The organism is Pseudoxanthomonas japonensis, assembly GCF_010093445.1.
Taxonomy (GTDB): Bacteria; Pseudomonadota; Gammaproteobacteria; order Xanthomonadales; family Xanthomonadaceae; genus Pseudoxanthomonas_A; species Pseudoxanthomonas_A japonensis.
In genome coordinates, this window is record NZ_PDWW01000031.1 from 1 (window position 1) to 22,379 (window position 22,379).

Below are 22,379 nucleotides of genomic sequence, written 5' to 3' on the forward strand. Positions count from 1 at the left end.
GGCGGGGATTCGATCAATTATGTGTATATGCACGTAATGATTGTCAAGAAGGGCGGCTGCCATGCCGGCCAGCCGCCCCGGGGGAGGAGCTCAGCGGTGGATCAGAAGTACGCGCGGATGCCGAAGGCGACGCCGCGACCCGGCAACGGCGCATAGTCGCGCAGCAGCGAGGTATGCGGGCGGGCTTCCTCGTCGGTCAGATTGCTGCCATCCAGGAACACTTCCCAGCTCGATGCCGGGCGGTCCCAGCGATAGGCCACATGCGCGTCGACCAGCGTGTAGCCGGCGCTCGGTTCCTCGTTCTGCGCCAGATCACCCTGCTTGCTGTAACGCACCGCACCCAGCGATGCACGCCAGCCGCCGAGCGACCAGCCCAGGTCGGCGCCCACGCGCATCGGCGCGATGCGGGGCAGGTAACCGCCCTGCGCGATATCGACCTCGTAGCCGTGCGTGTGATCGCCATGGGGCACGTCGAAGGCCACCGTGCGCAGTCCGCTGCCGTCGAGCTTCGCCCGCACGTAGTCGCCATAGACGCGCAGGTCCCACGCGCCGGCGGCGGTGTCGGCGAGCTGGATCTTGGCTTCGGCCTCCGCGCCGGTAAAGGTGGCGTCGTCCTGCGTCCACAGGCGCACCGGATAGCCTTCCTCTTCCACGCCGGTGTCGGTGAGATAGATGAAGTCCTTGAACTTCGTCTGGTACACGGCGAGCTTCAGGTCGACGCGATCGGTGTGCCAGTGCGCGCCGATCTCCGCTCGCACGCCCTTCTCGGTATCGAGTGCGGCGTCGCCGATCTCGATGGACTGCGTGGCCACATGCGTGCCGCCCGCGAACAGCTCTTCGTTGGTCGGCGCACGCTCCGAGCGGTCCAGGCCGAAGCGCAGATCGAAGCCGTCGCTCAGGCGCCAGATGGCGGCAGCCGAGAGGTTGGTGGCGCTGAAATCGGTCGACGCGCGATCGTCGGGCTTCAGCTTGACCTGGTCGTAGCGGCCGCCCAGTTCCAGCTTCCACGGGCCGAAATCCTTCTGCTGCAGCACGAACAGGCCCAGCGTGTCGGTGACGGTGGAGGGCACGAACGCCTCCGCGCCCACCGCGCTGAAATCGGTGCTGCCGAACTGCAGGCCGAACGCGCCGCGCCAGCCATTCCATGTCTTCTGCACCGCTTCCAGGCGCGCGTCGTAGCCTTCGTTGGTGAAGCGCGTGCCGATCTCGTCGCCTTCCAGCTCGACGTGTTCGTAGTCATTCCACGCGGCGCGCAGGTTGATGCTTTCCAGGAAGGACGCCGGGTTGTACACGCCGGCCTTCAGGTCGAGACGGTTCTGCACCATGTCGATGCGAACGGGACCTTCCTCGTGCTCCTCGTGGTCGTTTTCGCCGTTATGGTCGTGATCGTGGTCTTCCTCGCCGTGCACATGCGCACCGGCGGGAATGCCGTAGTTGCTGCGGTAGGTGCTGCCGGCCAGGCCGAAATAGCCGCGGTCGCCCAGATAGGTCGCTCCGATCGCGCCGGCCTTCGTCCTCACTGAACTGTTGGGCAGCGTGCCGTTGGGCTGCGGCGCTTCTTCGTGCTCTTCGCCTTCCTCATGGTCGTGCAGGATGGCGACGCCGGGGATGTCGTAGTCGTCGGTGTCGCGCACCAGGCCGTCGACATGCAGCACCCAGTTCCCGTTCACGCCGTCGAGGCGGAACATGCCGGTGCGCTCGTCATTGACCGTGTTGCCGCGCACCTCGGCGCGACCACTGAGCGGCTGGTCGGGAATCGACTCGGCCAGACGGCCATCCACCACGTTGACCGCGCCACCGATCGCGCCGCTGCCGAACAGCAGTGTCGCCGGGCCTTTCAGGACTTCGATCTGGTCGGCTAGGAAGGGCTCGATGCTGACGGCGTGATCGGCGCTGACCGTGGAGGCGTCCATCGAGCCGATGCCGCCGGACAACACCTGTACCCGCGGACCCTCCTGGCCGCGGATGATCGGGCGGCCGACGCCGGTGCCGAAATAGGTGGTCTGCACGCCGGGCAACTTGGCGACGGTTTCGCCGAGGGTGCCGGCCTTGGCCTTGTCCAGGTCCTCGCCGTAAAGCACGTCGACCGGGGTCGCCACGGATTCGGTATTGCCCTTCAGCGGCGAGGCGGTCACCACCACAGCGTCCAGATCCTTGGGTGTCGTCCCGGAGGCGTCGTCGGCCGACGCCAGCGGTGAGATCAGCGCGAGGGCGAGTGCGACGGCAAGGGTCGAGGGGACGGGAGACAGGCGGTGTGTGTTGGGCATGGGGGTGGCGCGCTCGTGAGGGTGAAGAATGATGTTATATTATACCAATAGTGACAATATAACCCTCCCGGAAGTCATACTTGTCCCCCATGAAGTCCTCCTTCCGCTCCCTGCTTGACCGTTTCGCCGCTGCCGGCTCACTGGTCTGCGCGCTGCATTGCGCCATCACGCCGTTGCTGCTGGCCGTCATCCCGTCGCTGGGATTGTCGGTCTGGCTGGGCGATGGGTTCGAACGTGCCTTCGTGGTGTTCGTGACCGTGCTGGGCCTTTTCAGCCTGGTCTGGGGCTATCGCCGGCACCGGGTCTTCCGCGCGCTCGGCATGCTGCTGTTCGGCCTGGCCGCATTGTGGGCAGGCGTGCTGTACGCGCCGCTGCACGAGTCCGTCGTGCCCCACGCGATCGTGATGACGATCGGCGGCATGCTGGTGGGCTTGGCCCATCTGCTGAACCTGCGCCTGAACCACTGGCACGTCCACGACGCCAGCTGCGCGCACTGAGCCCGTTCAGACGCTCCGGCAGCGGCCGGGAAGGCCCCGCTGTGGTAGCCTTTGCGGCCTCGCGCGCGGCCCCCGAACCGGTGGACGCCCGCGCAGCCGCCCGGATCCGGGCGGACTTTTCATCGAATCAGGAGAACAGAGATGGGCAAGGGTGATCGCAAGACGGCCAAGGGCAAGCGCTATTCGTCCAGCTACGGCAATGCACGCAAGCGCACCGTGGCCAAGGCTGGCATCGCCGCCACCGCCACCGCCAAGAAGTCGGTCGTGAAGGCGCCGGCGAAGAAGGCCGTGGCCAAGAAGGCCGTCGCCAAGGCGTAAGCCATCCGCGCCGGCACGTCCGGCAGCGAACACGGAACCCCGGCCCTGGCCGGGGTTTCCGTTTTTATCGGTCCGTCGTGATTGCGCGACCGCCGGCGTAGACGCCGGACAACAGGTCTCCACCCAGCCAGTACGCCAGCTGCGCAGGCTGGCCGATGCGCCAGCGCACGAAGTCCGCGCGTTGTCCGGCGACCAAACGTCCGCGGTCCGACATTCCCAACGCCTGGGCCGCATGGACGGTCGCGCCGCGCAGCGCGTCCTCGGGCGTCAGGCGGAAGTGCGTGCAGGCCAGCGACATCGCCAGGCGCAGCGATTGCAGCGGCGACGTGCCCGGATTGCAGTCGGTCGCCACCGCCATCGGCACGCCATGCGTGCGGAACGCGTCCAGCGGCGGCAGCGTCGTCTCGCGCAGCACATGGAAGGCGCCCGGCAGCAGCACGGCCACGCTGCCCGCCTGTTTCATCGCGGCGACGCCGGCTTCCGACGTGTACTCGACATGGTCGGCGGACAGGCCACCGAAGCCGGCCACCAGCGCCGCACCACCGCCGTCGCTGAGCTGGTCCGCGTGCAGCTTCACCGGCAGCCCGAGCGAGTGGGCGCTTTCGAACACGCGCTGCGTCTGTGCGGCGGTGAAGCCGATGCGCTCGCAGAATGCGTCCACCGCATCGACCAGTCCCTCCGCATGCAGGACCGGCAGCCATTCGCAGACGGCGGCGATGTAATCGTCCGCGCGTCCCGCATATTCAGGCGGCAGCGCATGCGCGCCCAGGAACGTCGTGCGCACGGTGATGTCGAGCGCCTCGCCGATCCTGCGCGCGACGCGCAGCATCTTGCGCTCGTTCTCCAGGTCCAGCCCGTAGCCGGACTTGATCTCCAGCGTGGTCACGCCATCGTCGCGCAAGGCGCGCGCGCGCGGCAGCGATTGCGCGAGCAACTCGTCCTCGCTGGCGGTGCGGGTGGCGCGTACGGTCGACACGATGCCGCCGCCTGCGCGTGCGATCTCCTCGTAGCTCGCACCCTGCAGGCGCTGCTCGAACTCACCGGCACGGTCGCCGCCGAACACGATGTGCGTATGGCAGTCGATCAGGCCGGGTGTGATCCAGTCGCCCTGCGCGTCCACGACATCGCTTGCCAATGCGTGGGGCAACGAAGGCAAGTCGGTGCGTGGACCGGCAAAGACCAGCACGCCGTCGCGCCAGCCCAATGCGCCGTCCTCGATCACGCCGTAGCCCGCATCGCCGACCAGCGTGGCGAGACGTGCGTTCACCAGCATGCCGTCCCAGCGCACGTCCACGGGGTCAGTCGCCACTGCCGCCTCCGTCGCAGCCACCGCTGCTGTCCGCGCCGCACCCCGCATCGTGGTGATGGCCGCTGTTCCCTTCGCCTCCGCCTGTAGCACCGTCTGTCGATCGGGCGCTTTGCTTCTGCGCGCGCATGGCGATGGCGACCACCGTCAACGTAGCGGCCACGGCGAACAACGCCAGGGCGACCGCGATGAAGGGTTTGAACGACGCGTCCATGGAGGTGTGTTGGCAAGGGCGACGCGGTAGCCTAACGCACCCTTGTCGCCGGCCGTAAGCATCGCCATGTCCAACCCCGATTCCACCGCAGGCCTGGTCCATGCCACTGAAGGTGGCTGGCGCGTGCCCGGCATCGCCAACCTGCATTCGCACGCCTTCCAGCGCGCCATGGCGGGGCTGGCGGAACGGCAGACGCACCCGGAAGACAGCTTCTGGACCTGGCGCGAGATCATGTACCGCTTCGCCGCACGGATGGATCCGGACAGCACCTACGCCGTCGCCACCCAGCTGTACGCGGAAATGCTGGAGGCCGGTTACACCACGGTCTGCGAATTCCATTACGTCCACCATCAGCCGGACGGAAGGCCTTACGCCGATCCGGCGGCCATGTCGAAGGCGTTGATCGCCGCCGCGCGCGACACCGGCATCCGCATGACGTTGTTGCCGGTGCTGTACATGACCGGCGGATTCGACGGGCGCGAGCTGTCGGCGCGCCAGCGGCGCTTCGGCCACGGCGTCGAAGATTTCCTGCGACTGCACGAGGATTTGCGCGCGTTGCAGGATGCATCCCTGCGCATCGGCTGCGCGTTCCACAGCCTGCGCGCGGTGCCCGAGGCGGCGATGCGCGAGGTGCTGGCGGCGCTGCCGACCGACGCGCCGGTGCACATCCACATCGCCGAACAGGTGGGTGAAGTCCAGGACAGCCTGGCGGTGCGCAACGCGCGTCCCGTCGAATGGCTGCTGCGGGAATTTCCCGTCGACCGTCGCTGGACGCTGGTGCACGCCACCCACCTGACGCAGGAAGAGACGCGCGGCATCGCCTCCAGCGGCGCCACCGTCGCGATCTGCCCGACCACCGAGGCCAACCTCGGCGACGGCCTGTTCCCGTTGCGCGATTACCTGCAGGCCGGCGGACGCTGGGGCATCGGCTCGGATTCGCATGTGTCGGTGTCGCCGGTGGAGGAGTTGCGCTGGCTGGAGTACGGCCAACGCCTGGTCACGCGTCACCGCAACATCGCCGTGACCGCGCACTCGCCGAGCGTTGGCGAAACCCTGCTGCGCGGCGTGCTGGACAGCGCGGCCGATGCGACCGGTTTCGGTCAGGCCACGGACGAGGTGCTGCTGGATGCGGCCGCGCCCGCTCTGGCTGGCGCCATGGCCGACGACGTCGTCGACCGCTGGCTGTTCGCCGGCAACCGGCCGTTGGTGAAGCAGGTCCGCGTGGCGGGACGCACCGTCGTCTCCGAGGGAAGGCATGTCGAAGGCGAGGCCATCGCGCGCCGTTACGGCGAAACGCTCCGGCGACTGCTGCGTGACTGAGACCGGCCGACGATGATCCGTCCGCGCCATCGGTCATCCGCCGGATCGGGGGTTCCATCGCCGGCAGGCCAGGTCCCATCCGATAGGCGCATCCCGGTCGAGCGCGCGCGGCAGCATGGTCCTCGTCCTTTCAGGAGACCCACCATGCCCTACGCGCACACCCTTGCCCTGACGCTGGCGATCGCCAGCGGTTCCGCCCATGCGATGAGCGACGCTGCCCTGGCCGACATCGTCGGACAGCGCCTGACCGGCGACCGCACCGGCGCCTGCATGGCGGTGGCCGTCGTCGAGAACGGGTCCGTGGCCCGTACGTTCCAGTGCGCGGATCCGAAGGATGTCGCCCGCATCGGGCCCGATACCGCGTTCGAGATCGGTTCGGTCAGCAAGACCATGACGGCCGCGCTGCTGGCCGACCTGATCGGTCAGGGCAAGGGTTCGCTCGACGATCCGCTCTCGGCCTGGCTGCCGCCGGGCACGAAGTTGCCCGACTACCAGGGCAAGCCCATCCTGCTGCGGCACATCGTCACCCATACCTCCGGTCTGCCGTCGTTGCCTACGCGGATGGGCGCGCCGGACATGACGGACCCGTACGCGAAGCTGGACGAAGCGGTACTGCTCGCCTCGCTCGGCGATGTCGTGCTGACCGCGGCGCCAGGCACGAAATTCGAATACTCCAACTTCGCCTCGATGGTGCTGTCGTATGCCGTCGCGCGCCGCGCCGGCACCGACATGGAAACCCTGCTGAAGCAGCGCCTGTTCGCGCCGCTCGGCATGCAGCACGCCTACCTCAATGCTGCACCCGCCGACGTGCGTGCCGCCGTGGGGCATACGCCGAATGGGCGGCCGACGTCGGCCTGGCATTTCCAGACCAATCTCGCCGGCGTGGGCGGCGTGCGCGCCACCCTCGACGACATGGTGCGCTACGTGCAGGGCGAGCTCGGCACCGAAACGACCTCGATCTCGCCTGCCTTGCAGCGGTCGCAGCAGAAGGTCTCCGACGCGCCACCGATGGCGATGAACTGGATGCTGATGCCGGTGGCAGGCCGCACCGTGCATGTGCACGAAGGCGGCACGGGCGGCTTCTCGTCGTTCGTGTCGTTCGATCGGGAGAAGCGGCGCGGCGTGGTGATCCTGTCAGACACGACATGGAACTCCATCGGCAGCCTGGGTTCGCTCGGCCTGCACCTGGTCGACGCCAGTTTCCCGCTCGGCGAGCCGCGTCGCGACATTCCGGCCGACGGCACGCTGCTCGATGCGCTGGTCGGCGAGTACCAGCTCATCGGTGGCATGAAGATGAGCGTGCGTCGCAAAGGCGATGCGCTCGAAATCCAGCCGGCGGGGCAGGGCACGTATCTGATGGGCTACGACAGCGCTGGCGATTTCTATCCGCGCGACTTCGATGCCGTGCTGCGACCGCAGCGCGGTGCCAACGGCCATGGCTTCATCTGGATGCAGATGGGCGCCGCCGTTCCGGCAACGCGCATCGACAACGCGACCACGAAGCCGGCCTTCGCCGTCGAGCCCGCCACGCTGCGCGAGTACGAAGGCGAGTATCCGCTGGTGCCGGGCTTTGGGCTGAGCGTGAAGGTCCAGGGCGATGCACTGACCGTCCAGGGCACCGGCCAGCCGGCGTTGCCGGTGCAGGCGGTGGAGCGCGATGTCTTCGTGATGGAGGCCGTGGGTGCGGAAATCCGGTTCGAGCGCGATGCCGGCGGCAAGGTCATCGCGCTGGCACTGAAGCAGGCGGGTCAGACACTGCGCGGCGAGAAGCAATGACCCGGCACGACGACTATTCGCTGCGCCAGACGCTGCCGCCCGACGTGCTGGTCGGCGGCGATGCGGTGTGGAGCCGCTACCGGCGGTACCCGGTATTCGGTCTGCGCTGGTTGGTGGGTCGCACTCTGCTGTTCTGCAGCATCATCGCGGTGGTTGCCGCGTTCATCGGTGCGGGGACCGGCATCGCGGTGCAGGATCCTGGGGTCGCGCTGAAAGTGGCGGCCACCCAGTTCGTCGCGTTCAGCCTGATGGCGATGCTGGGGCCGGCACTGGCCACGGCGGTGCGGCACCGGCGCTGGCCCGTGGCGCGCGAACGCAAGGCGCTGGTGATCGCCGTTTTGGTCGGCATGGTGCTCAGTTTCTTCATCGACCGGGTGGCATCGGCCTACATCCAGCAGTTGATGGCGCCCGGCCTGGCCGCGATCGGGCTGAAGCCCACGATGCCGACGCCGGCGCCGCTGGTTCAGGCGATCGGTCTGGCGCTCAACCTGGCCGGGCTGGTGGTCATCTACGGCCTGTTCGGTGGCGGCCTGGCCTTGCGTGCCTATTTCAGCGAGCGCCAGCGCTGGGATCTGCATCGGCATGCGCAGGCGCTGGGCGACCTCGAAAGCCGCGTGCACGAAGCCGACCTGCGCCTGGGCGTGCTGCAGGCGCAGGTGGAGCCGCACTTCCTGTTCAACACACTGGCGTCGGTGCGCGCGCTGGTGCGTCAGGATCCGGCACAGGCAGAGGCGACGCTGGATGCGCTGGTCGACTTCCTGCGCGCCACCATTCCCAAGCTGCGCGACGACCGCGGCCTGCACGCGACACTGGGCCAGCAACTCGACCTCTGCGCGAGCTACCTGGCGCTGATGCAGGTGCGCATGGGTGGGCGGCTGACGTACGCCGTCCGGGCCGATGATGGGCTGCGTGCGCTGCCGTTTCCGCCCTCGCTGCTGATCACCCTGGTCGAGAACGCGATCAAGCACGGCATCGAACCGCGTCCAGGCGCCGGTCACGTCGCGGTGATGGCGGAGCGTGTAGACGAGCGCCTGCGTGTCCGTGTCATCGACGACGGCGCAGGCCTGCAGCCGGGACTGAGCACAGGCGTTGGCCTGGCGAACGTGCGCGAACAACTGGCGGCGCGCCATGGTGCCCAGGCAACGTTCTCGTTGACCACGCGCGCGGAAGGACGCGGCGTTTGCGCCGAGATCCAGCTACCGATAGGGTCGCCGGCATGAATCCGGTCACCGCGCTGATCGCCGAAGACGAAGCCCCGCAACGACGTGCGCTGCAGCAGCAGCTGCGCGCGGCGTGGCCGGAGCTGGACGTGGTGGCCGTCTGCGAGGACGGCGTGTCCGCGCTGGAAGCCGTCGCGGAACATCGTCCGCAGGTCGCCTTCCTCGATATCCGCATGCCGGGCGTCAGCGGGCTGGACGTGGCGCGGCAGGTCGTCGCGCAGGGCGGACTGGTCGTCTTCACCACGGCCTACGAGGACTACGCGATCCGTGCGTTCGAGGCCGGCGCAGCCGATTACCTGCTCAAGCCGGTGCAGGACGCGCGCCTCGAACAGGCAGTGGCGCGCGTGCGCGAACGCCTGGCCGACACGCGTGCGCCGGACCTGCGCACGTTGATCGACGATCTGGAAGCGCGCCTGCGTCCGCAGGGCGACCGGCTGATCCGCTGGATCACCGCGAGCGTCGGCGACAGCGTGCGCATGATCGCCATCGACGATGTGCTGTTCTTCCAGGCGCAGGACAAGTACGTGCGCGTAGTCACCGCCGTCGACGAGGCGATCATCCGCATGCCGCTGAAGGAACTGCTGGGCGGGCTGGATCCGGACGTGTTCTGGCAGGTGCATCGTGGCGTGCTGGTGCGTGTGCAGGCGATCGACCGCGTGCGCAAGGACGAACTCGGCCGCTACCAGCTCAGCGTGAAGGGGCGCAACGATGTGCTGCCGGTCAGTGGCGCGTTCCAGCAGCGCTTCCGTGGCATGTAGCGGCGTCAGCCGAACAGGTCGTCCGCTTTTGCCAGCGCGCCTTCCAGTTCCAGCAGGAACTGCTTGGTCGGCAGGCCGCCGCCGAAACCGGTCAGCGAGCCGTCCGCGCCGATCACGCGATGGCAGGGCAGCACGATCGGCAGCGGATTGCGTCCGTTCGCCGCACCGACCGCGCGCATCGCGGTCGGCTTGCCGACCCGCTGCGCCAGTTGCGCATAGCTGATCGTTTCGCCGTAGCCGATGCCGGCCAACGTCATCCATACCGTGCGCTGGAAGTCGGTGCCGCGCGGCGCCAGCGGCAGGTCGAACACCTGGCGTTCCGCTGCGAAGTATTCGTCCAGTTGCCGGGCCGCCAGGTCGATCAACGCGTGGTCGCCTTCGGTCCATCCGTGCCGGTCGGCAGGGTGCCGGTTGCGCGGGAACTCGATCGCATGCAGGCCGGCATCGGTCGCGGCGACGGTGAGCAGGCCGACGGGGCTGTCGAGGTGGCGGTAGAGGATCATGATCGAGAGGATAGAGGAGCAACGTGAGGTTGCGTGGGAGCGACGTAAGTCGCGATGGGGTGTCGGTAAAGCCTCATCGCGACTTACGTCGCTCCCACGGCCTTCAGGGATTTTGGTGGCGCCATGCTGCCCTTCCATACATGGATCACCGCATACGCACGCCACGGGCGCCAGGCTTCCGCGCGCGCAGTCAGCGCCTTCGCGGTCATGCGTACGCCATCGGTCGGTACGGCCTTCTGCAGCACCAGGTCGTCGGCAGGGAACGCGTCCGGATGGCCGAGCGCACGCAGCGCCATGTAGTGCGCGGTCCACGGGCCGATGCCGGGCAGTGCGACCCAACGCGAGGTGAAATCCTCCAGCGTCCGTTCGGGAAGGAAATCGACGCGACCGTCCAGCAACGCGCGCGACAGGCCGCGGATCGTGTCGGCACGCGCGCGGGTCAGGCCGATCTCGGCCAGGTCGACATCGACCAGCCGGTCCGGCGTCGGGAATAGGTGCGTCAGTCCCTCCGAGGCCAGCGCCAGCGGCGTGCCATGCCGCTGCGCCAAGCGTGCGGTCAACGTGCGTGCGGCTGCGACGCTGACCTGCTGGCCGATCACCGCACGCACGGCGATCTCGAAACCGTCCCAGCCGCTCGGCAGTCGCAGGCCCGGGCGAGCTTCCAGCAGCGGGCGCAGGCGTGCATCGTCGCCGAGTGCCTGTGCGATGACGTGCGGATCCGCATCCAGGTCGAACATGCGGCGCAGCCGATGCACGATGTCCAGCAACTGCGCAGGTGCGGCGCCATGCAGTTCCAGCCTGAGCGCGTGCGCATCGCCGCCCCATGCGCTGACGCGCAGCCAGCCCGGCGCATCGGCGGTGCCGATCACGCGCCGGTAGCTGCGTTCGTCCACGACTTCCACGCCGGGCAGCGCACGTCCGCGCAGGAAATCCAGCATCGCCGCGAGGTCGTAGGGCGGGCGATACCCCAGTCGCAGCGTCACTCCGTCGTGCGCGGGTGGCACGTCGCGCTTGCGCAGCTCGCGCGGCGCCATGCGGTACTCCTCGCGGAACGCGGTGTTGAAGCGGGTCAGGCTGCCGAAGCCGGCCGCCAGCGCGACCTGCGTGATCGGCAACGTGGTTTCGGTCAGCAGCTGCTTGGCGAACAGCAGCCGGCGCGTGCCGTGCACTTCGTTGGGTGTCGCGCCAAGCCGTTCGCTGAAAAGGCGACGCAATTGCCGTTCGCCCAGGCCGACCTTGTCCGCTAGGTCCGCGAGCGGCGCGTCGACCAGTGCGCCCTGGTCGATCATCTTCAATGCGCGGGCGACGACATCGTCGCCACGCCGCCACGCACCGTCGCCTGGCGCGAGTTCCGGGCGACAGCGCAGGCAGGGGCGGAAGCCCGCCGCTTCCGCGGCCGCCGCATGGCGGTAATAGACGATGTTCGTCGGCTTCGGCGCAGGGGCCGGGCAAACCGGCCGGCAGTAGATCCGCGTGCTGGTGACGGCGGTGAAGAACAGGCCATCGAAGCGCGCGTCGCGGCTCAGCCGCGCCTGTTCGCAGACGCGCGGATCGGGCAGGGCGGAGGTGTCGACGGCGGGCATGTGCGCAGGCTAGCACCGGCCCCGTGCACGAACTCGCCGTTTCCGGACATCAATGCGCGGGGGGCGTCCGCGGCGTCAGTACGGGCGCGAACACGTCGGCCGAACCGTCGTTGCGTGCCGGCGTGACGCCCAGCAGCTTCGCCAGCAGCGGATAGACATCGACGTTGTCGAACGCGGGCAGCCTGGCGCCGCGACGGAAGCTCGGGCCGGCGGCCAAGAACACCGCGCGCATCGACGGCAGCGCATTGTCGTAACCGTGCGAACCCCGGTTCAGGCGGTCCTTAGGCGTGCGCGCCAGCTGTTCGGCGGGCAGCGCGTTCCAGCCCTCGTCGAACTGGCAGACGATCGCCGGCACGCGCGGATGCACGCCGTAATGCCAGCGGGCCGGCAGGTCCTGCTTGCGCCAGCATTCGTAGTGGTCGTGGCGGCCGAGCAGGCGCTGCGCAGTGGACGCTTCATGGCCCGCGCGCGGATTGAAGCCGATCACCTGACCCGTGCTCACCGCTTCGGCCTGTTCGATCGTGGCCATGTCCTCGATCGCGATGTACTGGTCCGGTTGCACCGGCGCCATGCCGTGGTCGGAGACCACGACGATGTCGGTCGATGCCCGCAGTCCACGCGCGTCCAGTGCCTGCACGATGCGCCCGATGGCGGCGTCCACTTCGCGGATCGCAGCCTGCGTCTCCGGTGCCTCCGGGCCCTTCTCGTGGCCGACGTTGTCGACGCGTTCGATGTACAGCGCCGCCAGGTGCGGGCGCGTGGCCGGCGGTTCGGTCATCCAGGCCGCCACCTGGTCGGCGCGCGCGGCGGAATCGATCTCCGGCGAGTACGGCTTCCAGCGCGTGGGTCGCAGGCCTTCGATCGGCGCGGCATTGCCCGGCCACGCCCAGATGGCGGTGCGCAGACCGGCCTTGCCGGCGGTGTTCCAGATCGGCTCGGCCTGCCACCAGCGCGCATCCGCGCCGGCGGCCTTGTCGGCCACCTTGAAACCGCCCACGGTCTCGTCGCGCATGCTGTTGTGGATGATGCCGTGGCGGTCCGGGCGCAGGCCGGTGACCAGGGTGAAGTGGTTCGGGAACGTCAGCGCCGGGTAGGAGGGATTCATCCAGTCGGCCCGCACGCCGTCGCGCGCGAGCGCATCCAGAACGGGGGTGTTGCCGCGGCCCAGGGCGCTGGCCGGCAGGCCGTCGACGGAGATCAGGACGACGCTGTGCGGTGCGGGCGGCGTCGTGGAGGGAGCGGAGGGGGTGGTGGTGCAGCCGGCCGCCCATAGCAGGACGGCCAGCACCGTCACCCTGACCAATGGCAGGCGCATGCGGTACGGACAGGAGCTGAAATCGCGTACAGCTTGGCAGACTCCGGGAACATCCGCATGACACGGTCGCTTCGACTTTCGTCCGCCCTGCTGCTGGCCTGCGTCATCGCCCCGGTCCATGCGGTCGCACCCGAGGATATCCGCAAGGCCGAATGCGCCGTCTGGCAGCGTGAACTGGACTTCGCCCGCTCGGTTGCCGAGCACGATGCCGTCGCGTTCGCCGAACACCTGCATCCGGACGCCGCGTTCGGCGTCAGCGGCAAGCCGACCCGCGGCCGCGAGGCGATCACCCGCGAGTGGGCCGGCCTGATCGATGGCACTGCGCTGGTCCTGCGCTGGTATCCCGCCGTCGTCACCCTGGGGGGCGACGGCCGTACCGCCTATTCCAGCGGTCCGGCGCTGTACGAGGACCCGAAGACCGGGGCCATGCGGCTGGGGCGCTTCGGCTCGGTCTGGCAGCGCGGCGATGACGGCGTCTGGCGCGTGCTGTTCGACGATGGCATCCCGCCGCAACCGGCCGACGCCGCGGCCGTGCAGCGCTTCCGCGACGGCGAGGGTGCCGCCTGTCCCGCTGCCTGAGGCCGGCCTAAACGCAGGGCGTTGCCGGGGTACCACCCGCAGGCGGGAGGCGTATCGTGAAGTCACATTCACGCCCGGGAGCCGCCCATGAAATGCCTTCCCCTGATGCTGGCCTTGGCGGTCAGCTTGGCCGCCGCGACTGCGCAGGCGCAGACCGCCCCCGAACCGGCCCCGACCCCCGCGCCGGCCGTTGCAGAGCAAACGCAGACGGCGGCTTCCGACGCGCAGACGCCCGTGGCGGCCGTCGAAAAGAAGCGCCTGTCCGACGAAAACTGCCTGCGCCACACCGGCAGCCGCATCACCCAGCGCGACGGCAAGCCACGCTGCACCGGTCAGCCGGGCCGTGTCTACAGCAAGGACGACATCGACAGCACCGGTCACACCAACCTGGCCGATGCGTTGCGTGCGCTCGACCCGGCGCTGAACTGATCCCCGTCGTGTGAGCCGCCTCGCGCGCGATGCGCGGGAGGCGGGCGACTCAGCAATCGTCGGAGCGACCTGCGGCGTAGCGCAGCCCGCGCGCCAGTTGGGCGAGGACGTTCTCGTTCGCGTAGACCTTCGCGTCGTGCCCGAGCCCGGTGTACCAGCTGCGGCCACCGTCGAAGGCATGGCACCACGTGATCGGGTGATCGTCGCCCATCTCTCCGCCGTCGTACTCGCGCTCGTCCACCGTGGCGACGACGTGCACGCGAGGTCGCGGATTCGCACGGTAGTTGTAGAGCTCATCGGTGATCGGCCAGCGCGTGTCGACCGGCTTGCCGTCGCGCTCGGGCTGCACATGCGTGGCCTGCACTCCCGGCGGATGGTTCTTGAAGTAGGCGCCGACCAGTCGTCCGTACCACGGCCAGTCGTATTCGGTATCCGCTGCGGCATGCACGCCGACGAAACCGCCACCGCCGCGGATGAAGCCTTCCATCGCCGCCTGCTGCGCTTCGTCCAGCACGTCGCCGGTGGTACTGGCGAACACCACCACGCGGTAGCGTGCCAGGTTGCCGACGGTGAAGACCTTCGCATCCTCGGTATGGTCGGCCACCATGCCGGCCTCACCCGCCAGCGTCTTCAACGTCGCCACGGCGGTGGGAATGGCGTCGTGGCGGAAGCCTGCCGTCTTGGTGAAGACCAGCACGCGCTCGGGTGGCGCGGCGGATGCCGGCGGCATCAGCGGCAGGCTGGCGAGCGCCAGGGCGGCGGCGACGGTGCGGAAGGCATTCATGGCCGGATTCTGCCACGCGGGCCATCGCGCACCGCAGCATGGCCATCGCTCGCGCCGGATGGGGCCTGGCGCCGATAATGGCGGCCAATCTGCATCTGGAACCCGCCATGTCCGATCCTCGCCACGATCCGTCCCGCGTCATCCGCGCCCCGCGCGGCGCCACGCTCACCTGCAAGTCCTGGCTCAGCGAAGCGCCGTACCGGATGCTGCAGAACAACCTGGATGCGGAAGTGGCGGAAGATCCCACGTCGCTCGTGGTCTACGGCGGCATCGGCCGTGCCGCGCGCGACTGGGCCTGCTACGACGCCATCCTGAAATCGCTGCGCGAACTCGACGACAACGAGACGCTGCTGGTGCAGTCGGGCAAGCCGGTCGGCGTGTTCCCCACGCACGCCGATGCCCCGCGCGTGCTGATCGCCAACTCCAACCTGGTGCCGCACTGGGCCACGTGGGAGCACTTCAACGAACTCGACAGGAAGGGCCTGGCGATGTACGGCCAGATGACGGCCGGGTCGTGGATCTACATCGGCAGCCAGGGCATCGTGCAGGGCACCTACGAGACCTTCGTCGAGATGGGGCGCCAGCACTACGGCGGCGACCTCACCGGCAAGTGGATCCTCACCGCCGGCCTCGGCGGCATGGGCGGCGCGCAGCCGCTGGCCGCGGCGCTGGCCGGCGCCAACTCGCTCAACATCGAATGCCGCCAGTCCAGCATCGACATGCGCCTGCGCACGCGCTACGTGGACGAACAGGCCACCGATCTCGACGATGCGCTTGCCCGCATCGCGAAATACACCGCGGCCGGCGAAGCGAAGTCCATCGCGCTGCTCGGCAACGCCGCCGAGATCCTGCCGGAACTGGTGAAGCGCGGCGTGCGTCCGGATGCGGTTACCGATCAGACCAGCGCGCACGATCCCGTGCACGGCTACCTGCCGATCGGCTGGACGGTCGAGCAGTGGCTGGCCGAACAGAAGGCCAATCCCGAACGCGTGCGCGATGCCGCCAAGCAGGCGATGCGCGTGCACGTGGAAGCGATGCTCGCATTCCAGCAGATGGGCGTGCCGACCTTCGACTACGGCAACAACATCCGCCAGATGGCGTTCGACGAAGGCCTGCAGAATGCGTTCGACTTCCCCGGCTTCGTGCCGGCCTACGTGCGTCCGCTGTTCTGCCGCGGTGTGGGGCCGTTCCGCTGGGTCGCGCTGAGCGGCGATCCGGAGGACATCTACAAGACCGATGCCAAGGTGAAGGAACTGATTCCGGACGATGCGCACCTGCATCGCTGGCTGGACATGGCGCGCGAGCGCATCAGCTTCCAGGGCCTGCCGGCGCGCATCTGCTGGGTCGGCCTGGGCCTGCGCCACAAGCTGGGCCTGGCGTTCAACGAGATGGTGCGCAACGGCGAGCTGAAGGCGCCGGTGGTGATCGGCCGCGATCATCTGGACAGCGGCAGCGTGGCTTCGCCCAATCGCGAGACCGAGGCGATGAAGGACGGCAGCGATGCGGTCAGCGACTGGCCGCTGTTGAACGCGATGTTGAACGTCGCCGGCGGCGCCACCTGGGTGTCGCTGCACCACGGCGGCGGCGTGGGCATGGGCTACTCGCAGCACTCCGGCGTGGTCATCGTCTGCGATGGCAGCGAGGAGGCGGACAAGCGCATCGCCCGCGTGCTGTGGAACGATCCCGGCACCGGCGTCATGCGCCATGCCGATGCCGGCTACGACATCGCCGTGCAGTGCGCGAAGGAGCAGGGGCTGAAGCTGCCGATGGTGTGAGCGGAGGCGCCCGACGCAGCGTGGACCCGCGCGCGGGACGGCTGCCGCCGCCGTGATCGGCCGCGCCCAGGTGGTCCGCAGGCCGTCTGGAAAAGAGCGAACTACGCGTTACACTCCCGGCGTCGATACGCGCTGGGGAGCGCCATGACGGAATGCAAGAGAAGCCGGCCGGTCTTCGCATGGCTGCTGGTGGCGGTGTTGTCGCTGTCCGTCCCTGCGACGGTGATGGCGCAGCCTGCGGCCGATCCAGCGGTATGGGGCATTTACGCGCGCCTGGTGGATACCGACTTCGCGGGCAACGGGGACTGGGCGTCGTGGCGATGGGGCCCGGACGACACGATCGTCGAGGGGCGCGCGATCCTGGCCAAGACCGTGATCCGCCCCGGTGCACGTGCGGGCGAGCTGGTCTCGGTCTACGGCGGCGGCCTGCACACGTTCGATGGACGCATCGGCCCCGACGGATCGGTCACCTGGATCCGTCGGGGTTCGTTCCTCAAGATGCCCTCGCGGGTGTCGATCGTCGATGGCCAGTACGTCGAGGAGGCGCTCAAGCTCGACAAGGACGACCAGATCGTCCGGGTGACCAAGACCCTGCGCTTCGAGCAGAAGCGAGGCCCCAGCGTGGCGACGGTAGCCGGGGAGCCCGTCCTGGCGTCGGTCGTGCCGGCGGCGGCGCCGGCCGCTGCACTCCCGGATCCGGCACCGAATCCCCCGCCACCCGCGGCGCCGCCTGCGCCGGCACCTGCGCCCGTCGCCAGCCCGACGCCGCCCAAGTCCGGCCCTCGAACGCTGTCGCAGGCGGAGTTGGCCACGCTGCAGCAGCGTATCCAGACCGACAGGGCGCGCCGTGCCCAGGCGCTCAGCCAGGAACAGGCCGCCGCCGAACAGCAGCGCCAACAGCTCGAACAGATGCAGCAGATGGCCGCGCTGGAAGAGGAGTACTGGGAAGAGGAGGCGCCTGCGCCGGCCCCGAACCTGGCGGCGGTCTTCCTCAATACCCTCGGCAGCGAAATGGCCAAGAACCAGGCCGAGCGCGACGCGCAGGATGCATTCATCCGCGATGTCCAGCGCCAGCAGGCCATGGCGATCGAGCGTCGCCAGCGCGAGGAGGAGCGCCAGCGCCGCGAGGCCGAGCGCGTCCGCCAGCAGGCCTCCGCCCAGGCGGCCGCCTTGCCGCAACGCGCGCCCAGCGCGGCGGAGGTCGCGCAGCAGGCGGAGCGGACGCAGGCCGCCGAGGCGCGCGAGCGCCAACTCGCCGAGCAGGCGGCGGCAGAGCGCGCGCGGCAGCAGCAACTGCGTGCGCAGCGTCAGCCGGCGGTGGCGTCCACGCCGGTCGTGCCGGGCCCACCCTCCACCGAAGCCGCCGCCAAACCGCTGCGCTTCGTCCTGAGCATCGGCCTGCTCAACAAGCCGGGCGATACCGTCAATCCCATGTGCTACTCGAACGTCATCACCCGTCCCGGACCACCGGGATGGGGCGCTCCCGGCTTCCTGCCACCCGGTTCGGGGCAGCAGGCGCACGACATCGTCCAGTCGTTCAAGGCGGCCTTCATCGCGCGTTGTCGCGCCAGCGGCCGCGAGATCATCAGCGACGGCCACTTCAACTATGCGTGGAACCAGAGCCAGGGCTCAGAGGCCGGCATGCAGGAAGTGCGTCCGCGGCACCGGGAAGACGTGCTGGTGTCGTTGTGAAGAAGCGAGCCCATCATCGGAACATGCCAGGAAACGCCATGCCCAAGATCTCTGCCTTCGGCGTCGTGCTGGTCGCCACGACCCTGTGTCTCGTGTCGACGAACGCCGGGGCGCAGGGCGCCCAGACGGCCGAAGGCGCCCAGGCGTTCCTCGCCACGATGGCCAAGCGAGGCTTCGCCCGCGCCACCTTCCTCGACACGCTGGGCCGTCCCAATTACGTGGCGGGCACGCATACCGTCGAGATCAGCCGCATCAAGCTCTCCATCAAGGAAGAGAAGAGCACCAACGCAGTGGAGAAATCGCTGGGCGAGTTCGCCCTCACGGACCTCGCCTATGGCGATGCGCAGGGCACCGCCGATGCCTGCACGACCCGCATCGACGGCATCCAGATGCCCGCCAGCGCCTACGAACACAGCAGCACCTCATGGGAGGAGCCCGGTTTCATGGTGTCGGTGACGGTGATGAAGAACGAGTCGTGGAACTATACGGAAGGCTTCCGGAAGTTCGCCGGTCCCCACTTCATCGACTGGAGGCAGGCGCAGGTCGTGCGCAGCAACGATGGCGGCCGCATCGACGTGCGCGTGAAAGGCCAGGCGTTCGCCACGAACATCCTGTCGTTCGTGCCCGGCGACCCCGAGCTGGCCGATCGCATCGAGTACGCCGCCAAGTTCCTGCGGATGAGTTGCGACGAGGCGGCGGCCACCGGGTTCTGATGCCGGGCATCCGGCGAACCCTCGTGGCGCGCATGCCCGGAACAGGCGAAACGCCACGCGCGCTGCAGGGCGCCGCGTGCCGGCGCTACTCACTCACCGCGCGTCGATGCCCGGGTCGATGCGGGCCAGCTGTTCTTCCAGTTCCACCTGGCGCGAGATGTCGGTGAACACGCCGAACCACCCGCGACCTCCGTCGGCGGTCGTCCTGAGGACGGCGCGACTGGACACCCAGCGCCAGCGGTCGTCGAACCAGCGCAGGCGGAAGCGTGTCTCGAACGCATCCTGTGTCGGGATGGCGGCCAGCCACTCGGCATGCACGCGCATGCGGTCGTCCGGGTCCATGCGCGCGTACCAGGCGGCCATGCGCGCGTCCATCGTGCCGCCCTCGGGCTCGTGCGGCGCGGGGCTGATGTAGGTCAGCTTGCCGTCGCCATCGCTGACCCAGGCCACGTTCGGCCCGAGTTCGACGGCGCCGCGGTAGATCGCTTCGCGCGCGCGGATCTCTTCCTCCGCATGCTTGCGGTCGGTGATGTCGATCGCGACGACCGACACGCCGATCGCCTGCGCCGTCTCGTCGGTCACGCAGGTGCCGACGACGAGGAAGGTCTCGTCGCGGTCCGGGAAGCGGAACTCGACGGTGGAGGTGGTGCCGTCGCCGAGGATCTGGCGCGACTCGCGCAGGATCCACTCGGCGATGCCCGGCGCATAGACCTGGGACACGTGCGCGTCCACGATCTCGGACAGCGGCCGGCCCACCATGCGCGCGAACTCGGTGTTCGCCGCCGAGTACCGCATGTCCGGGCTGAGGAAGGCCAGGCCCACCGGCGCGCCCGTGTACAGCGATGACAGCTGGTGCTGGCGGAGATAGGGCGACAGCGGGGCGAGGCCCGTCGACAGGGTGCTTGCCGGCGTCGCGGTCAGCAGGGCGATCACGTCGTGGCTGGACATGGGCCGCCCGGTCAGCCAGCCCTGGGCGAAATCGCAGCCCAGCTCGCGCAGCACCGAGGCCTGCGCTTCGGTCTCCACGCCCTCGGCCACGACCGCGACCTCCAGGCTGTGGCCCAGGCCGATGACGGCCGACACGACCTTGCGGCTTTCGCGGTCGGTCGCCAGGCGCTGGATCAGGCTGCCGTCGATCTTCAGTTCGTCGAAGCCGAAGCGGCTCAACCGGACCAGGTTCGAGAAGCCGGTCCCGAAGTCGTCGAGCGCCACGCGGATACCGTGCGACTTCAGGTAACCCAGGGCCTTTTCCGCGGTCGCATCGTCCTCGATCAGCTCGTCTTCGGTCATCTCGATGCAGACGCGCTCCTGCGGGAACGCCGAGCCGGAAATCGCTTCGACCAGCAGGCGCACGGCGGGCGCATCCTGCAGCAGCGAAGGAGGCACGTTGAACGCCAGTCGCGGGACGCCGGGCCATGCGCTGGCTTCGGCGCAGGCGCGCCGGACCAGGTTCAGGGTCAGCAGCGGCAGCAGCGAGGCTTCCAGCGCGATCGGGATGAAGTCGTCCGGCGGCACCGGACCCAGTTCGGGATCGGTCCAGCGCGCCAGCACTTCCAGGCTGTGCACCGCACCGCTGCGCAGGCAGACGATGGGCTGGTACACGGGAAAGATCTTCTCGTGGCACACCGCATCCACGATCCGCTGCCTGAGTGCGTCGGCCTGTCGAGATCCTCGCATTCCCACGCAGTTCTCCCTTGCAGTCCGAACGCTGCCCGCCACGAACGACCGGCCCCTGGACAGGCATCGGCACGCGCCGCGCCGACGTGAGGCGCCGGAATCCCTTTCCTGCCGCCGGCAGGGCATCACCGTAACGTGTACGCCGGCGCGCAGGAAGCGTGGTCGGACGGGCGGCGCATGCACACCAGCACCGGACCGGCATGGCCGTGCATTCCTCACTGCGACCGCTGTTCGCCGGACGCCACCTCCATCAGCCCGCGCAAGTCGCTGTGGTCCACTACCGCTTGGCGGCGCCGTGCCGGCCTTGTTCGTAGCGCCGTCCCAGCCAGAGCGCGAGCAGTGCCCATGCGAGCCCGAGCGGAATGGCCATGGCGGCCATGCCTCCCCAACCCGGCAGGGCGCGGCCGCCGAACGCGTCCAGCTGCGCACCGACGACATCGCCCATCCGGTAGACGAACGTATCGATGAACGCCTTGGCCTTGTACTTGCCGTCGCGTGCGATCCGCGTGAAAAGCAGTTCCCGGGCCGGACGCGCGACGCCGCGCTGCATCGTGCGGTTGATGGCCTCGAGCGCGAACAGGACGGCGATGCTGCCCTGCCATGCCAGCCCCGCGAACCCGAAGGCCGTGGCCAACGGCAGCGCGGCCAGCGCGGTCCCCGTGCGCAGGCGACGCCCCAGCCGGGTCGCCATGGCGCATTGCAGGACCAGGAACACGATCTGCGTCCACATGTCGATGCTCGCCAACATCGCCGCCATCGCATCCGCTCCGGCCGCGACCGTGCCGACCATCCGCAGCCGGGTGAGGTAGACCAGCGTGGCCATGACCGCCATCAGCAGCACGTAGCCCGCGATGCCCGCCAGATACCGCGATCGCATCACGGCACGCATGCCGTCCCATGCGCCGCCGCTGATCGGTGCCGCATCGTCCGGTGGCCATGCCTCCGCTGGCCCGTTCGCTGCCCCCTGCGCGGGCATGACGCGGTCCAGCCGCCACGCGGCCAGCATGGCCAGTGCCAGGAACGCAGCCGACACCGGAAGCAGGTGGAGCGCGCCGAGCGGTTGCGCCAGCCGTGACGTCAGCCAGGATCCGAAGACCGCGCCCAGCGTGCCGCCCATTGCGACGAGCGCGAACAGGCGCGTCCCCTGCTCGCGGGTGAAGCGATCGACCACCAGCGCCCAGAACACCATGGTGCCGAACACATTGAGCACACTGAACCACACATAGAACGCTTGGCCGCCGCGTCCTTCCATGCCCGAGCCCGCACCCAGCAGCGCCCAGAACGCGATCAGCGTCGCCCCGAAAAAGCCGTAGGTCGTGGTGATGGCCTGCGCCCGCCCGACGCGGCCCACCAGCAGACCGAAGACGGGGTTGAGCGCCAGCGTCACCAGTGCGGTCACCATGAAAAGCAGGCGGACGCTTTCCATGCCTCCCGCCGCGCCGGCGGCATCGCGCACGGGCCGCAGCAACATCAAGGCCGACAGCACGAAGAAGAATCCGCAGGCCGCGGTCAGCAACGGGCCGCGCTCGTCGCGACGGACGTCGAAGAGCGTCGTCATCCACCGCGCCACTATCGAGGGATGTCCTGCCAGCCATGACGGTTGCTTCATGGGGGAATCGGAGGAATGGGCGCGCCGCCGGCGCCGCGGCGTCT

At 69.0% G+C, this 22,379-nt stretch carries 20 protein-coding genes; 11 read left to right on the plus strand and 9 right to left on the minus strand.

Features of this window, described 5'->3' with window-relative positions; genetic code table 11:
• Positions 1-101 precede the first annotated feature (101 nt).
• Positions 102-2,267: a TonB-dependent receptor gene (locus CSC78_RS16710; RefSeq protein WP_162339002.1), complete on the minus strand. Its 2,166-nt coding sequence runs from the start codon at positions 2,265-2,267 to the stop codon at positions 102-104.
• An 89-nt stretch (positions 2,268-2,356) separates the two neighbouring features.
• Between CSC78_RS16710 and CSC78_RS16715 the strand changes: the two genes are divergently transcribed.
• Both CSC78_RS16715 and CSC78_RS16720 read left to right on the plus strand, forming a co-directional pair.
• Positions 2,357-2,764: a MerC domain-containing protein gene (locus CSC78_RS16715; protein ID WP_162339003.1), complete on the plus strand. Its 408-nt coding sequence runs from the start codon at positions 2,357-2,359 to the stop codon at positions 2,762-2,764.
• A gap of 141 nt (positions 2,765-2,905) precedes the next feature.
• Positions 2,906-3,082: a 30S ribosomal protein THX gene (locus tag CSC78_RS16720; RefSeq protein WP_162339004.1), complete on the plus strand. Its 177-nt coding sequence runs from the start codon at positions 2,906-2,908 to the stop codon at positions 3,080-3,082.
• Positions 3,083-3,146: 64 nt separating this feature from the next.
• Here CSC78_RS16720 and hutI read toward each other — a convergent pair whose 3' ends face one another.
• Both hutI and CSC78_RS16730 read right to left on the minus strand, forming a co-directional pair.
• Positions 3,147-4,355: an imidazolonepropionase gene (gene hutI / locus CSC78_RS16725; protein ID WP_238391324.1), complete on the minus strand. Its 1,209-nt coding sequence runs from the start codon at positions 4,353-4,355 to the stop codon at positions 3,147-3,149.
• Between the two features lie 25 nt (positions 4,356-4,380).
• Positions 4,381-4,602 carry a hypothetical protein gene (locus CSC78_RS16730; RefSeq protein WP_162339001.1) on the minus strand — a complete coding sequence of 74 codons (222 nt, stop codon included), beginning with the start codon at positions 4,600-4,602 and terminating at the stop codon, positions 4,381-4,383.
• Between the two features lie 66 nt (positions 4,603-4,668).
• Here CSC78_RS16730 and CSC78_RS16735 point away from each other — a divergent pair, with 66 nt between their 5' ends.
• The 4 genes from CSC78_RS16735 (at position 4,669) to CSC78_RS16750 (ending at position 9,676) form a co-directional block, all read left to right on the plus strand.
• Complete coding sequence (locus CSC78_RS16735; RefSeq protein ID WP_162339005.1) at positions 4,669-5,922, plus strand: formimidoylglutamate deiminase; 1,254 nt, start codon at positions 4,669-4,671, stop codon at positions 5,920-5,922.
• A 144-nt stretch (positions 5,923-6,066) separates the two neighbouring features.
• A complete protein-coding gene (locus CSC78_RS16740) occupies positions 6,067-7,698 on the plus strand; it encodes a serine hydrolase (protein ID WP_162339006.1) in 1,632 nt (543 codons plus the stop codon).
• Entirely contained in the window at positions 7,695-8,918 is a 1,224-nt protein-coding gene (locus CSC78_RS16745) for a sensor histidine kinase (protein WP_162339007.1), read from the plus strand. Before CSC78_RS16740 ends, CSC78_RS16745 begins: the two co-directional genes overlap by 4 nt.
• Positions 8,915-9,676: a LytR/AlgR family response regulator transcription factor gene (locus tag CSC78_RS16750; RefSeq protein ID WP_162339008.1), complete on the plus strand. Its 762-nt coding sequence runs from the start codon at positions 8,915-8,917 to the stop codon at positions 9,674-9,676. Before CSC78_RS16745 ends, CSC78_RS16750 begins: the two co-directional genes overlap by 4 nt.
• Positions 9,677-9,681: 5 nt before the next feature.
• Here CSC78_RS16750 and CSC78_RS16755 read toward each other — a convergent pair whose 3' ends face one another.
• The 3 genes from CSC78_RS16755 to CSC78_RS16765 form a co-directional block, all read right to left on the minus strand.
• Entirely contained in the window at positions 9,682-10,179 is a 498-nt protein-coding gene (locus tag CSC78_RS16755; protein WP_162339009.1) for a methylated-DNA--[protein]-cysteine S-methyltransferase, read from the minus strand.
• Positions 10,180-10,262: 83 nt separating this feature from the next.
• The gene (locus tag CSC78_RS16760; protein WP_162339010.1) at positions 10,263-11,762 is read right to left on the minus strand and encodes a DNA-3-methyladenine glycosylase 2 family protein; all 1,500 of its coding nucleotides are present in this window, start codon (positions 11,760-11,762) and stop codon (positions 10,263-10,265) included.
• A 49-nt stretch (positions 11,763-11,811) separates the two neighbouring features.
• Positions 11,812-13,077, minus strand: coding sequence for an alkaline phosphatase family protein (locus CSC78_RS16765; RefSeq protein ID WP_162339011.1), 1,266 nt, complete (start codon positions 13,075-13,077; stop codon positions 11,812-11,814).
• A 57-nt stretch (positions 13,078-13,134) separates the two neighbouring features.
• Here CSC78_RS16765 and CSC78_RS16770 point away from each other — a divergent pair, with 57 nt between their 5' ends.
• Together CSC78_RS16770 and CSC78_RS16775 are read left to right on the plus strand one after the other, a co-directional pair.
• Positions 13,135-13,656, plus strand: coding sequence for a YybH family protein (locus CSC78_RS16770; RefSeq protein ID WP_162339012.1), 522 nt, complete (start codon positions 13,135-13,137; stop codon positions 13,654-13,656).
• Positions 13,657-13,743: 87 nt separating this feature from the next.
• Positions 13,744-14,085 carry a hypothetical protein gene (locus CSC78_RS16775; protein ID WP_162339013.1) on the plus strand — a complete coding sequence of 114 codons (342 nt, stop codon included), beginning with the start codon at positions 13,744-13,746 and terminating at the stop codon, positions 14,083-14,085.
• Positions 14,086-14,134: 49 nt separating this feature from the next.
• Here CSC78_RS16775 and CSC78_RS16780 read toward each other — a convergent pair whose 3' ends face one another.
• Entirely contained in the window at positions 14,135-14,869 is a 735-nt protein-coding gene (locus tag CSC78_RS16780) for a ThuA domain-containing protein (RefSeq protein WP_162339014.1), read from the minus strand.
• A gap of 107 nt (positions 14,870-14,976) precedes the next feature.
• Between CSC78_RS16780 and hutU the strand changes: the two genes are divergently transcribed.
• The 3 genes from hutU (at position 14,977) to CSC78_RS16795 (ending at position 19,049) form a co-directional block, all read left to right on the plus strand.
• Positions 14,977-16,644: a urocanate hydratase gene (gene hutU, locus CSC78_RS16785; protein ID WP_162339015.1), complete on the plus strand. Its 1,668-nt coding sequence runs from the start codon at positions 14,977-14,979 to the stop codon at positions 16,642-16,644.
• Positions 16,645-16,788: 144 nt separating this feature from the next.
• Positions 16,789-18,336, plus strand: a complete 1,548-nt coding sequence (locus tag CSC78_RS16790; protein WP_162339016.1) for a hypothetical protein — start codon at positions 16,789-16,791, stop codon at positions 18,334-18,336.
• Between the two features lie 38 nt (positions 18,337-18,374).
• Positions 18,375-19,049 carry a hypothetical protein gene (locus tag CSC78_RS16795; RefSeq protein WP_162339017.1) on the plus strand — a complete coding sequence of 225 codons (675 nt, stop codon included), beginning with the start codon at positions 18,375-18,377 and terminating at the stop codon, positions 19,047-19,049.
• A 93-nt stretch (positions 19,050-19,142) separates the two neighbouring features.
• On the opposite strand, the gene CSC78_RS16800 is transcribed toward CSC78_RS16795, so the two are convergent.
• Together CSC78_RS16800 and CSC78_RS16805 are read right to left on the minus strand one after the other, a co-directional pair.
• A complete protein-coding gene (locus tag CSC78_RS16800) occupies positions 19,143-20,852 on the minus strand; it encodes a sensor domain-containing phosphodiesterase (RefSeq protein WP_338015141.1) in 1,710 nt (569 codons plus the stop codon).
• A 151-nt stretch (positions 20,853-21,003) separates the two neighbouring features.
• Positions 21,004-22,284, minus strand: a complete 1,281-nt coding sequence (locus CSC78_RS16805) for an NTP/NDP exchange transporter (protein ID WP_162339019.1) — start codon at positions 22,282-22,284, stop codon at positions 21,004-21,006.
• Between the last annotated feature and the right edge of the window lie 95 nt (positions 22,285-22,379).

Bases quoted from the DNA above. Each gene is read 5' to 3' on its own strand.
- CSC78_RS16710 (WP_162339002.1), bottom strand. From the start codon at position 2,267: ATGCCCAACACACACCGCCTGTCTCCCGTCCCCTCGACCCTTGCCGTC.
- CSC78_RS16715 (WP_162339003.1), top strand. From the start codon at position 2,357: ATGAAGTCCTCCTTCCGCTCCCTGCTTGACCGTTTCGCCGCTGCCGGC.
- CSC78_RS16720 (WP_162339004.1), top strand. From the start codon at position 2,906: ATGGGCAAGGGTGATCGCAAGACGGCCAAGGGCAAGCGCTATTCGTCC.
- hutI (WP_238391324.1), bottom strand. From the start codon at position 4,355: ATGCTGGTGAACGCACGTCTCGCCACGCTGGTCGGCGATGCGGGCTAC.
- CSC78_RS16730 (WP_162339001.1), bottom strand. From the start codon at position 4,602: ATGGACGCGTCGTTCAAACCCTTCATCGCGGTCGCCCTGGCGTTGTTC.
- CSC78_RS16735 (WP_162339005.1), top strand. From the start codon at position 4,669: ATGTCCAACCCCGATTCCACCGCAGGCCTGGTCCATGCCACTGAAGGT.
- CSC78_RS16740 (WP_162339006.1), top strand. From the start codon at position 6,067: ATGCCCTACGCGCACACCCTTGCCCTGACGCTGGCGATCGCCAGCGGT.
- CSC78_RS16745 (WP_162339007.1), top strand. From the start codon at position 7,695: ATGACCCGGCACGACGACTATTCGCTGCGCCAGACGCTGCCGCCCGAC.
- CSC78_RS16750 (WP_162339008.1), top strand. From the start codon at position 8,915: ATGAATCCGGTCACCGCGCTGATCGCCGAAGACGAAGCCCCGCAACGA.
- CSC78_RS16755 (WP_162339009.1), bottom strand. From the start codon at position 10,179: ATGATCCTCTACCGCCACCTCGACAGCCCCGTCGGCCTGCTCACCGTC.
- CSC78_RS16760 (WP_162339010.1), bottom strand. From the start codon at position 11,762: ATGCCCGCCGTCGACACCTCCGCCCTGCCCGATCCGCGCGTCTGCGAA.
- CSC78_RS16765 (WP_162339011.1), bottom strand. From the start codon at position 13,077: ATGCGCCTGCCATTGGTCAGGGTGACGGTGCTGGCCGTCCTGCTATGG.
- CSC78_RS16770 (WP_162339012.1), top strand. From the start codon at position 13,135: ATGACACGGTCGCTTCGACTTTCGTCCGCCCTGCTGCTGGCCTGCGTC.
- CSC78_RS16775 (WP_162339013.1), top strand. From the start codon at position 13,744: ATGAAATGCCTTCCCCTGATGCTGGCCTTGGCGGTCAGCTTGGCCGCC.
- CSC78_RS16780 (WP_162339014.1), bottom strand. From the start codon at position 14,869: ATGAATGCCTTCCGCACCGTCGCCGCCGCCCTGGCGCTCGCCAGCCTG.
- hutU (WP_162339015.1), top strand. From the start codon at position 14,977: ATGTCCGATCCTCGCCACGATCCGTCCCGCGTCATCCGCGCCCCGCGC.
- CSC78_RS16790 (WP_162339016.1), top strand. From the start codon at position 16,789: ATGACGGAATGCAAGAGAAGCCGGCCGGTCTTCGCATGGCTGCTGGTG.
- CSC78_RS16795 (WP_162339017.1), top strand. From the start codon at position 18,375: ATGCCCAAGATCTCTGCCTTCGGCGTCGTGCTGGTCGCCACGACCCTG.
- CSC78_RS16800 (WP_338015141.1), bottom strand. From the start codon at position 20,852: ATGCCCTGCCGGCGGCAGGAAAGGGATTCCGGCGCCTCACGTCGGCGC.
- CSC78_RS16805 (WP_162339019.1), bottom strand. From the start codon at position 22,284: ATGACGACGCTCTTCGACGTCCGTCGCGACGAGCGCGGCCCGTTGCTG.